General features: G+C 70.2%; 9 protein-coding genes. 6 read left to right on the top strand and 3 right to left on the bottom strand.

From position 1 onward, the window contains the following. Positions 1-80 precede the first annotated feature (80 nt). From MNY62_RS08245 to MNY62_RS08235, 3 genes are all read right to left on the bottom strand, one after another. Complete coding sequence (locus tag MNY62_RS08245; RefSeq protein ID WP_242343671.1) at positions 81-287, bottom strand: hypothetical protein; 207 nt, start codon at positions 285-287, stop codon at positions 81-83. A gap of 185 nt (positions 288-472) precedes the next feature. Beyond that, positions 473-1,396: a hypothetical protein gene (locus MNY62_RS08240; RefSeq protein ID WP_242343669.1), complete on the bottom strand. Its 924-nt coding sequence runs from the start codon at positions 1,394-1,396 to the stop codon at positions 473-475. 61 nt (positions 1,397-1,457) lie between these two features. After that, on the bottom strand, positions 1,458-2,360 hold the full coding sequence (locus tag MNY62_RS08235) for an AbiTii domain-containing protein (protein ID WP_242343667.1): 903 nt from the start codon (positions 2,358-2,360) through the stop codon (positions 1,458-1,460). Between the two features lie 1,106 nt (positions 2,361-3,466). On the opposite strand from MNY62_RS08235, the gene MNY62_RS08230 reads away from it, so the two are divergent. The 6 genes from MNY62_RS08230 (at position 3,467) to MNY62_RS08205 (ending at position 11,424) form a co-directional block, all read left to right on the top strand. After that, entirely contained in the window at positions 3,467-4,636 is a 1,170-nt protein-coding gene (locus tag MNY62_RS08230) for a replication-relaxation family protein (RefSeq protein WP_242343666.1), read from the top strand. Positions 4,637-5,692: 1,056 nt separating this feature from the next. Next, positions 5,693-7,396 (top strand): ParB/RepB/Spo0J family partition protein, encoded by a 1,704-nt coding sequence (locus MNY62_RS08225; RefSeq protein WP_242343664.1) that lies wholly within the window; start codon positions 5,693-5,695, stop codon positions 7,394-7,396. A 202-nt stretch (positions 7,397-7,598) separates the two neighbouring features. Next, on the top strand, positions 7,599-8,474 hold the full coding sequence (locus MNY62_RS08220; RefSeq protein ID WP_242343662.1) for a DUF6744 family protein: 876 nt from the start codon (positions 7,599-7,601) through the stop codon (positions 8,472-8,474). Positions 8,475-8,494: 20 nt separating this feature from the next. Beyond that, positions 8,495-9,643 carry an AAA family ATPase gene (locus MNY62_RS08215; RefSeq protein WP_242343661.1) on the top strand — a complete coding sequence of 383 codons (1,149 nt, stop codon included), beginning with the start codon at positions 8,495-8,497 and terminating at the stop codon, positions 9,641-9,643. Positions 9,644-9,756: 113 nt separating this feature from the next. Continuing rightward, complete coding sequence (locus MNY62_RS08210) at positions 9,757-11,016, top strand: vWA domain-containing protein (protein ID WP_242343660.1); 1,260 nt, start codon at positions 9,757-9,759, stop codon at positions 11,014-11,016. Positions 11,017-11,253: 237 nt separating this feature from the next. Further along, positions 11,254-11,424: a hypothetical protein gene (locus tag MNY62_RS08205; protein ID WP_242343659.1), complete on the top strand. Its 171-nt coding sequence runs from the start codon at positions 11,254-11,256 to the stop codon at positions 11,422-11,424. Positions 11,425-11,444: the final 20 nt, after the last annotated feature.

The raw sequence follows: 11,444 nt of genomic DNA, 5'->3' as shown, positions 1-11,444 counted from the left end.
GCCTCACGCTCCTCCGCCGTGAGCGCGAGGGGCTTGAGCACAGGCGAGTTCTTCATCCCGGTCGTCATCATGACCGTAGATCACGATTGCGCCCAACTGTCACGCTTCTTACGACTCAGGACACTAGCGCGCCTCAGGATGATGGTCTCGACCCTCCTCCCGAGGTGAGCTCCGATGAGCAGGAAGAGCAAGCCGCCGACGACCTCGCCGAGGAGGTTGAGCCCGGTGAGCCAAGACGGCTCGTTGAACAGGATAACGAAGGCGAGCATCGCGGCCAGCAGCGCCATGGCCGAGATGAGCGACCAAGACCGCCTCATCAGCCACAATCTCACGTTCCAGTAGAGCGAACTCCAGCGTCGCACGGCGGCATCATGCACGCTGCGTCCGACAGTCGGCGGCTCGTTCTAGGTGTACGCGCCGCCTCCCACGGAGTGTCCGCCCGGGCCGGTAGAATCGCGGGCGCGGCAGCCCGCTAGTGATCACCGTCGCTCGTCGGTCCAGCGGCTTCGGACTGTGCCGCGTCCGCGTCCGCACGGAGCGACCACGCGACGGCGTGGTAAGCCATCCGAACGAGAGTGGACGTGCCCGGGGGCAGTTCGGCGCACGCGGTATGGACCGACTGTGGAACATCGCCCCTTGGAGTCCCCGCGGCTCGCCACACTTCCATCTCCTCGTCCAGTAGTTCGCCGGGCGTCGTTCCGGCCGTCGCGGCGCGCTTCTCGAAGGCTTCGACCATCTCCCTCGGGAGGGCGCGTGGGAGGGCTCGCTTCGCCTCTAGGTAGTCTCCGTCGACTATCTCGAATCGCGTCGAGAAGGGTTCCAGCACTCCCAAGCACGGCAACCCAGGCTGCAACTCGTCGATGACGCTCAGCATGTGATCACAAAATGCCGTCGTTTCGCCGACGATCGGGTCCACGTTGAAATGGACGTGACCGATCGAGAGTGACACTCGGCTCACCCAGCGATTTCCCTGTGCGTCGAACACGCCGGCGTGGAATTCGATGCCGGGACGCATCACTCCAAGGAAGGTCGTGTGCAGCGTCCGATCGTCCGACGCGCTGACCCAGCTCAGCGAGCCCCACACCGGGAATCGGTTGACCTCGGTCTTCGATACCTCTCCGCGAAGGTGCTGAACGTAATGCCTGAACCGCTCCGCGATCGCCGTCGCGTCGAGGAACGCGCGAGTGCAGGACCCGGCCTTCTTGTTCACGCCCGGCATCCCCTCGGCGAGGTCCCGGACGCGATGCACTACGTCCACGATCTGCCAAGCCGTGGCGACGGCATGGACCGCACCGCCCATCGAGTTGGGATACAGCTGCAGCCGAAGCGTCTCTAGCTCCGCGTGCTCGCGCTGAAGGATCTCGCGCGAGAACCAGAAGCCGTCGCGGAATCGCATGAGCCGCGGATCATCCCTGACGTGCATCGCTCTCTCCGCGGCACACAAACCACTGCATCGCTTACAGACTGATCCGCTGGATCATCTCCAGCACCCCACTGCTCACGAGATTTCCGAGGGCGTTGGAGGCGACGCCCTTCATCCCGTTCAGCAGCAAGCGGATCCTGCCCGCATCGGGCGGTGAACGCTTCGCTTCCTCTTCCAGCGCGCGGGCCGCCTCGACCATCTCCTTCGCGGCCTCGACGGACAGGTCCATCCTGTCCGAGAGCGCCTGCACCTGCCGCGCAAGAGAAAGGAGCAACTCGATCTGGCCTTGCGTCACCTGGCCCGTGACGTTCACCGTGGCCCCCGCGGCGATCGGACCGATCGCGCCCACCATCGAACCGATGGAGCCGATGTTGATGTGGACCCCAGCCGCCTTCTCCTGATCCTTCGTCGAGAAGGACATGCCGTCCCCGCGAACGCCGACAGCCTCCAGCTTCATCGCCCAATCGAGAATCCGCGTCCGCACCTCGTCGAGAATTCCCGCGAGTGAGGGCAGGCTCACTTCCATGCCAGCATCGGGGACCTCCAGGTCGAAGTGCTTCCCGAGGTCCGCCACGACGGCCGCCGGGTACGAGAACATCGCGCCTCCGCCCTTCTCGCTCCGGGCCAAGATGTCCATGATCTCGCTGATCGGCTGCCGCGTCTTTCGCTTCGACGCCTTCTCCTGCGTCTCCGGATCTCCAAAGATGAGGGGCACCCACCCGTGGTACGGGTTGAAGTACCTCGGCTTCCCGGAGATCTCGCGGTAGCTGGGGATCTCGGCGCCCGCGGGATACCCGCTGAGCTCGTGCTCGATCCATTCCGCGGCGTCGCTCACCTTCAGCTTCATCGCCACCGCCTTCGCCTTCCGAAGCAGGTCCGGGATCGACGCCTTCGGGTCCAGCGCTTCGCGCTGAAGTTCTTCAATCAGAGAGGCCATAAAGCTGTTCAATAGCGCACTAGACTGACTTGCGCTCCGCCATGGGTGTCTGTGCGCCGCGGGGTAGGATCGTCGCACGTGGGCAGCCTCGGGCCGATTGGTCGTGGGCGGGCGCGGCCTTCGACGCGCCGGCCCGCGTGCTCTAGAGCTGCGCACGATGGGTCTTCAGCCGAACGCCGGCGTCCACGCAGAGTTGACGTCACCGGTGACGTCACCGGTGACGTCAGTCTTGACCGTCGACAATCGGTGGAGCGAGAGTGCCAGTAGGCACCTATTAGGCACCCTGTAGGCACCTTGACAGCTGGTGCCGAATAGGGTGCCATGTCGGTTAGACACCTACATTGGCACCCAATTCGGCACCCTGTTCGGCACCCTGAGCCAGTCTAAGTCGCGGAAATGGCTGTCCTTGCCCCACCCAGTTGGCGAGCGCGAATCGAGTAACGGTGCGGGTCCCAGTTTCCCGACCCCTCTCCCCCAACCACTGGGGAGAGGGGTCGGGAAACTGGGACCTGAGTTGGAGAGGAGAAAAAGGGGGGGGTGGGGCAAGGACAGGGAGCAGGTAGGTAAACGGAGAGTGATGGTGAGGATGAGGGTGGGGTAGGGGTTAAGGGGTTAGGGATTGGTGGTGGTGACGTGGTTGGTGGGCCGGGGTGGCGGGGTTGGTAGTGGTGGCGTGGATCGAAAAGAGCACGGACGCGACGGTGACAATCGTCGGGCGCTCGATGGCGAGCGCGGCGGGTGTGAGCTCGAGAGGAGCCTGGACTCGAGAATGGATGTCTCGTGGAAGCCGGGGACGACGATCTGACTGAAGGCCGAGGAAGCGAAGGGAGGGACTGGAGATGCTTGGCGTGGATGAGGTCGCGGAGCTCGCCGTTCGGGCGGCGGTCGCTTCCGTCCCGAAATCGGCAAGCGCGAGCGCCCGCTTCACCGTGTCGCTCGTGCTCGGCGCGGATGCCGCGCCGGCCGAAGACGGTGAGATCGTCGCCGCAGTGCGTCGACGGCTCAAGGCCGACGGACCTCCGGTGCGCTACTCGTTCGACGTAGAACGCTCCGCGGCAGGAGCGAGCCGCGTGGACGTCCGCGAGCGCGTCGAAGCGGTTGCGCTGATGCCGCGCGATTACGACGTGCTCGGGTTCCTTGCGATCGCGCGGCGCCTCAGGGCGGACCAGCTCATCGCGCTCTCGTTCCCCGGCCGCCACATCACGATCGTCTACCGGCGTCTCGCGATGCTCGCCGCTGCGCTTCCAGGCGGGGTTGGCTACGTTCGACAGGACTTCTTCTTCGGCGCGCGGCAAGAACGCGCGAAGGTGGCCGCCTGGTCGCTGACGAACGACGGGTTCAACGCCGTCGCCCCGCTCCTCCCCTACCTCCGGGCGTACTCGACGGCGCCGGCCGTGGTCGCGAGTCTCCAGCACGACCTCTGGTTGAACGACCTCTTCGTCGCCATGGCGACCGCGCGAGGGGCCCCGGTCAGTCCGGGGGATCTGCCGTTCCGGTGGCTGTGCGACACGGACCGCCCGATCGCGTTCCGGACGCTCGACGACGACGCGGAGTTCAAGACGAACCTGCTGCGCCCGGATGCCATCGTGGAGCTACCGCTCGCGAAACGCCGGATCTTCATCGAGGCGGAGCGGGGCACGCACACGATCTCGCCCTCGAGCACCATGAATACCGGGGCGACGACGATGAAGGCGCGCCGCTACGGGCTCTTTGTGGCCGCTCCCATCGGCCCGGAGGCCCGGACGACCGCGTACCGCTCGGCGTTCCCGGACGGATATCGTCCGGAGCTGCTCTTCCTTGTCCACTCGGAATGGCGGCGCGTACACGTGCTCGAAGCGCTCCAGGCGGCGCGCGGCAAGGACGCAAATCCGCCCGACTTTCCGCTGCACGTCATGACGTTCGAGCAGGCGCGGGAGTTTCTGACGTCCGCCCTCCCTGCAGAATGGACTCCGGCTCCGGCGCCAGCGAAACCGCGGGTGCACGCAAGGGTGACGGCACAGAAGCCTGACGAAGCGGGCCAGGGCGCGCCGGCTCCGAGGCCGCGGGTCAGGCTCGGCGACGCGCAGCTCCTCAAGGACGGGTTCAACGTCCTTCTCGACGAGCTCAAGGCGCGGGGCGGTACGAAGGACCTCGGCGTCGAGGTGAAGAGCACCGTCCGGAAGACTCGCGAGTTTATCGTATGGCTCATGCAGGGCGCGGCCGCGGGCTCGGGCAGGAAGTGGTCCGGGACAGAGAGGCGCCAGCCGCGTACGCCTGTCGAGACATCCCGACGATAGAACTAGGAACGGGGCTGACGCGGGAGCAAGCGCGTTGCGCCGGCGGCTCCCGCTGGCTCGCCGACAGAAGCGTCGGCGCCGCGCGCGGTCCGCCTGAGGACCGGCAGGGACGGCCGGTGATCGAAAGCGAGCGGCGCCGAGGCGGGACCACGCCGGCGCGCCGACAGAAGCGTCGGCGCCGTGCGCGGTCCGCCTGATGACCGGCAAGGACCGGCCGGCGATCGAAGGCGAGCGGCGCCGAGGCGGGACCACGCCCGCGCGCCGACAGAGGCCTCGGCGATGCGCGCGGTCCGCCTGAGGACCGGCAAGAACCGGCCGGCGATCGAAGGCGAGGGGCGCCGAGGCGGGACCACGCTGGCTCGCCGACAGAGGCGTCGGCATCGCGCGCGGTCCGCCTGAGGAAACGGGCGGAAGAGGCGGGCGATCGACGGCGCGCAGCCGCCGAGGCGGGACCGCGCCGGCTCGCCGACAGAGGCGTCGGCATCGCGCGCGGTCCGCCTGAGGACCGGTAGGGACCGGCGTGGGCGATCGACGGCGGGCGGCGCCGAGGCGGGACCACGCTGGCTCGCCGACAGAGGCATCGGCATCGCGCGCGGTCCGCCTGAGGAACGGGCGGAAGGGGCGGGCGATCGACGGCGCGCGGCCGCCGAGGCGGGACCGCTCCGGCTCGCCGACAGAGGCGTCGGCATCGCGCGCGGTCCGCCTGAGGACCGGGCAGGACGGGCGGGCGAATCTACGGCAGGCGAGCGAAGGCGGGACCACGCCGGCTCGCCGACAAGAGGCGTCGGCATCGCGCGCGGTCCGCTTGAGGACCGGGCAGCATTGGCCGAGCGATCGACGGCAGGCGGCACCGAGGCGGGACCACGCACGCTCGCCGACAGAAGCGTCGGCATCGCGCGCGGTCCGCCTGGGGAATCGGGAATGAACCGTTGGCCAGGCCCGGTCGAGATCGAGCCCAAGAACCAACTCTGGCGCGCAGCGTGAGGCGACGGCGGGCGCCACCGCGCCGCCCTCTGGACGAGGCGGCGCGGTGCCGCCCACCACAGGAGGTCGCCCGTGAAGGCGAGTGCCACTGCGAACAAGAAGAAGGCCGGCCCCAAGCCGCGGCCGGCGAGCCCCGAGCCGCAGATCGTGCGGCTCATAGCGATCGACGACATCGACCCGTCGCCGCTCAACCGGAGCGCTCGGAACATCGACGAGCTGGTCGCGTCGGTTCGCGAGCACGGCGTCCAGCAGCCGATCAAGATCCGGCCGAAGGGCTCCCGGTTCGAGATCGTTTACGGCGAGCGGCGGTACCGGGCCGCGAAACAGGTCGGACTGAAGGAGCTCCCGGCCACGGTCGAGGACCTCACCGACGAGGAGGCGCACGAGCTCCGCATCGTGGAGAACGCGTGCCGGGAGGACCCGCACCCGCTCGAAGAGGCGGAGGCGTACGAGGCGCTGCTCGCGATGAAGGATGGCCGCGGGCGGCCGCTCCACACCGCCGACACCCTCGCGAAGCTCGTCGGTCGGTCGGCGCAGTACGTGTACGCGCGGCTCAAGCTCACAGCTCTGGTGCCCTCGATGCGCGAGGCGTTCTGGAAGGGCGAGCTCACGACCACGACCGCGTTCCTGGTGGCGCGCGCGGTGCCGTCGGCCCTGCAGGACGAGGCGCTCCGGGAGGTGCGCGAGGAGTTCCAGGACGCCGAGGAGGGCGAGCCCTTCCCCGCCAACGACCTCGCGCACTTTCTGGAGCAGCGCTACCTGACGCGGCTCGACCGCGCGCCGTTCGGCCTGGACGACCCGAAGCTCCTCCCGGAGGCGGGGGCGTGCGCCAAGTGCCCGAAGCGAAGCGGGAACCAGCCGGGCCTGTTCACGGACGCGCCCGCCGCGGACACCTGCACGGACATCGTGTGCTTCCGCAAGAAGGTCGCCGCGCACGGCGAGAAGCTCGCAGGCGAGGTCCGCGCGAAGGGCGGTACGGTTCTTACGGAGCAGCAGTCGAACGCGCTCTACCAAGGCGGCCGGCAGCTCCCGTGGAACAGCAAGTACGTGGACCTCGACGCTACGTGCTTCGAGGACCCGGAGCGCCGGACGTGGCGGCTGCTCCTGGGCGACGTCTGCCCGAGCCCGACGCTCGCGACCGACGCCGCCGGGACGCCGCACGCCCTCGTCGCGAAGGCCGACGGCGTGGCCGCGCTCGCCGCGGCGGGGGTCGAGTTCGTGCGGCGTAAGGACGCCGGCGATTCCGCCGATGCTGGCGCCGACGACCTGGGCGAGACAGGCGAGGAGCGTGCGGAGGCGAGCCGCCCACCTCCCGATCCGGCCGCAGCGCGGGCGGCGGCGGAGCTGCGGCGTGCGACCATCGCGAACATCCTCTCGGCGATTGTCGCGGCCGCGGAGGCGCGGCCCGCCGATGATTCGACGTTCGCGACTCTCGTGTTCGACGCGATGACCCACGGCGGCTACCACGACGCGGTGGCGGACGCGGTGAAGCGGCGCGGGATCGAGCGGGAGAAGGGCGCGACGCCCGAGGCGGTGCTCTCCGCGCACGCGAGCGGTCTGCAGGGTGCGGCGCTCCGCGCGCTCGTCCTCGAGCTCGCGATCGGCCGCGGGGCGTACTTCGCCTGGTCGTCGAAGTACTCGGATCGGCTCACCGCCGCCGCGGCCGCTTACGGCATCGACATCGCGGCCGTGGAGAAGACGACCGCCGAGCAGGTGGCGCAGCGCCGTGCCGGGCGCGGCGCGCGGAAGCCGAAGAAGCCCACGTCCGTCAACTGACGGCGTCCGGGCGGTCACGCCAGGACGCAGGAAAGCCCGCCGCCGTCCCTGTGGCGTCGGGCTCACCGCCCCCCGGGGCTCACGCCCCGGGGGTTTTTCACCTCCAGCTGCGCGCCCGCCCCGGTGCGAGGTCGTCACCGCGCCGCCCGGCTCAAGCGGGGCGGCGCGGTGCCGCCTCCTCACTCCGAACAGGGAGGCCAACATGTCCGTAGAGCTCATCCGTTCCTACACACTCACCGGCGGGAAGCACGTCGGCGATCTCCTCTGGTGGACCCTCGCCGACGCGAGGATCACGCGCAGCGTTCTCGAGACCGTCTGGAGCAACGCCGGGCTCGCCTCGAACCTCCTGCCCGAGCCGCCGACGCCCGAGAAGGCGCTCCGGACCGCGGTCCGCGAGGCGCAGGTCGGGCAGCACGACCACCTCCTCCGCCTCGGAAAGGAGGACGACGACGAGATCGTCTTCGCCGTCGTCGCCGAGACCCGGGACGGCGCCGGGAACGTCTCGCTCGCGCAGGCCGCGCGGATCCGGCTCGACCGTGCGCGGCCGGCGAAGCTCGCGTCCGACCGACCCGGGCACGATCTCGTCGTCGCGGTGTCCGCCGCCTACGACCGACTGCTCAACACGCACACGCCGGACGACGTCCGGCGTGCGCTCGTGAAGACGCTCAATTCGTGCGCCGCTGTGACGCTGCGCGATCACGGCGGCGTTTACTGGGTGCCGGCGCCGTACGCGGACACGCTCCGTCGCCTGCGCGATGCGGTGTCGAACATCGGCGCTTCCCGCCTCGACGTGGTTCCCATCCACGCCTCGCCCGAGGCGACCGCCGCCCTCGGCGACGCGGCGCGGGCGTCCATCGACGAGGAGATCACGGCGCTCCGCGCCGAAATCGAGGGCTTCCTCTCGGATCCGCCGGAGCGCGCGTCGACGCTGGCGCGGCGGCTCGAGACGTTCGAGGGCCTCCGCGCGAAGGCCCGGCTCTACCACACGGTCCTGCAGGTGCAGGTCCAGGACCTCGAGACCGCGCTCAACAAGCTGACCCTCCAGGTGGAGGGGATGCTCCAGACGAAGGCCGCCTGATCGGCGCGCGAGGAAAGACCATGACGACCACCGCGCATACGCATCTGCAGCAGCTCCGCAGCGACCTTATGACCCGCTTCCCCGAGCGCCGGGACGCCATCGACGGCGGGCTCGCGGCCGTGCTCGCCGGCGAGCACGTCCTCCTGCTCGGCCCTCCGGGCACCGCGAAGAGCGCGCTCGTCCGCGCCATCGCGCAGGCGTTCGGAGGGACGTACTTCGAGCGGCTCCTCACCAAGTTCTCGACGCCGGAGGAGCTGTTCGGGCCGATCAGCCTGAAGGCGCTCGAGCACGACCGGTACCAGCGCGTCACCGCCGGGAAGCTCCCCGAGGCCGAGTTCGCGTTCGTGGACGAGGTCTTCAAGGCGAACTCGGCGATCCTGAACTCGCTCCTCACCGCGATGAACGAGCGGCTCTTCCACAATGACGGGACGCCGACGCAGATGCCGCTCGTCGCGCTCTTCGGCGCGTCGAACGAGCTGCCCGACGGGAAGGAGCTGGAGGCGCTTTTCGACCGGTTCCTGCTCCGATTCGACGTCCAGTACCTCCTGCGCCCGAGCAGCTTCCGGTCGGTGCTGCTAGCCCCGGAGCCGGCGTGCTCCGCAGCGCTTTCGATGGCGCAACTTCGCCTGGCGCAGGCGGACGTGGCGCAAGTGAAGGTGACGGACGAGACGGTCCAGGCGCTCATTGCGATCCGGGACAGCTGCCGCGCCGAGGGGATCGTCGCGTCCGACCGGCGCTGGAAGAAGACGCTCAAGGTCGTCCAGGCGACCGCGTACCTCGCCGGCCAGGCGGCCACCACACCGGAGGACCTCCTCGTCCTCACGCACGCGCTCTGGCGTGAGCCGAAGGAGTACTCGAAGGTCGCGCACATCGTCGGGCAGCTCGCGGACCCGGTGAGCGCGAAGGCGGCCGAGGTCCTCGACGCCGCCCGCGAGACCGCCGCGCGCGTCGCCGCGCTCCGCAACACGGACCGGAAGAGCTACCTCGCCCAGGCGGCGCAGGCGCTCGAGGAGTTCAAGGCGCAGCAGGTGAAGCTCAAGGACCTCGCGAGCGGGGCCGGGCCACGTGCGAAGCAGGCGCTCGGCGACGCCGACCAGGAGATCGCGCAGCTCCACTACGAGCTCGCGCGGGCGGTGAGCGCCGGCCTCGGCCTGGGCGGAGCCCGCTGACGCGTTCGGCCCGTGCGCGGCCGCCGCCCTTCCGGGCGGCCGCGACGGGCCGCACGGCACGAACGGAGGCTGACATGAAGCGACTTCTCTTCGACATTTCGCGATGGCACCTGATGCTCCATCGCGAGCACCGTCAGCTCGCGCGCGCCAACGAGCGCGACAGCGCACAGCTTCGGCTCGAGGACGAGCTCTTCGAGCGGCTCTATACGGGGGAGGGGGAGCGGATCCCGCCGAGCCGGACGAACCCCGCGCTCCGCGCGTGGGCGGAGCGGGTCCACGCCACTTGCGACCAGCTGCCGGCCTTCGCGCGGCTCGCCGCGGAATGCCGCGGCGATGCCGCAGCGTCCGCCGCCGCGGTCGAGGTGCTCCTCCGCGAGCTGAACCTGCCCCCGCCGGAGGAGCCGGTGCCGCCGGCTCCGCCGGGCGTCGTCGGCAACGATCCGCTGCGGCGGCCGCTCGCGGCCGCCTGCGCGGTCGCCGCGCGCGTCGTGGAGAACCTGCGCGACGCCATCGACGGGCTCGCGTACGTGGCGTTCCAGGGCGGGCACATGCCGGGCACCGGGACTCACGAAGGCACGCCGCATGAGCACGCTGCTGTGAGGCCGCTCGCGGCCCGGCTCAAGCTCGACGAGCGCCTCCGGCGCATCGCGGCTCTCGCCGGGCGCTTCAAGCGCATCGCGGCGAGCAAGCGACGCCAGCGCGTGAAGCACGGCGCCGACGAGGTCACCGACGTCGAGCAGGGCGCGGACCTCGGCCGCGCCCTGCCAGTGGAGCTGGCGAAGCTCACGCACCGCCTCCTGCGGCTCGACTTCATGCGCGCCGTCCTCGAGCGCCAGGCGCTCCAGTACCGGCTCGAGGGCACGGCGTCCCTTGGTAAGGGCCCGCTCGTGGTGCTGCTCGACAAGAGCGGCTCCATGGACGGGCCGCGGGATGTCTGGGCTACTGCCGTCGCGCTGGCGCTCCTCGACCAAGCGCAACAGGAGCGCCGCACATATGCGCTACTCGGGTTCGACAGCCGCGTGAAGTTCGAGGCCGTCGTGAACCCCGCGGACGCGTTGCCCGAGGAGGGTCTGTTCGTCTCGTGCGGCGGCGGGACGGAGATCGCCGCCGCGATCGACCGAGGGCTGGAGATCATCCGTACGCACCCGGGTGCGCTTCGGAACGCCGACATCGTGCTCATCACGGACGGCGGCTCGGACGCGAGCGAGGCAGGAAGGCTGCGCGAGAGCGCAGCGGCGCTCGGCGTCACGATCCTGGGGCTCGGGATCGGGGTCGAGCGCGAGTGGCTCCTGCCGTGGTGCGACGAGGTCCACGCCGTCACCGACCTGTCCACCGTCGACGACGCGAGCGCGACCGCCCTGTTCGCGGCGTAGCGGTGGGTGTGGCGGCGGCTGGCCACCGCGTCTCCGAGGCGCGCGCGAGGGCTCGCCTTACTGCCGCCGCCGCTCCGCCGGGCACGGCCCGCGCCAGCTCGCGAACAGCCTCGCTATCACGGGCCGGCAGGGCGGAGCGACGGCCAGGGCGAACCCTCGCGCGCTCGTGGGCTGCACCGCGCCGCCCGTCCCGGGCGAGGCGGCGCGGTGCTGCCCACTACAGGGAGACGCAATCACATGGACAGCCTCATCCCGACGAACCCGGCGCTCCAGCACGAGATCGAGGAGGAGTTCGGAGAGCTGCAGCTCGAGATCGTTCACTGCGAGCTCTGCGGGGACTATCACCCGCCGGAGCTGCACCTCGCGCGCTACAGCGCGTTCGAGGACGACGAGCCCGCGGAGGCGTGAGTCGCCCGGCGCCGCCCGCG

Origin of the sequence: Anaeromyxobacter terrae (assembly GCF_022690685.1) — a bacterium.
GTDB lineage: Bacteria > Myxococcota > Myxococcia > Myxococcales > Anaeromyxobacteraceae > Anaeromyxobacter > Anaeromyxobacter terrae.
The sequence above is the reverse complement of the archived record's forward strand: the minus strand, read 5'-3'. Positions and strand labels throughout refer to the sequence as shown.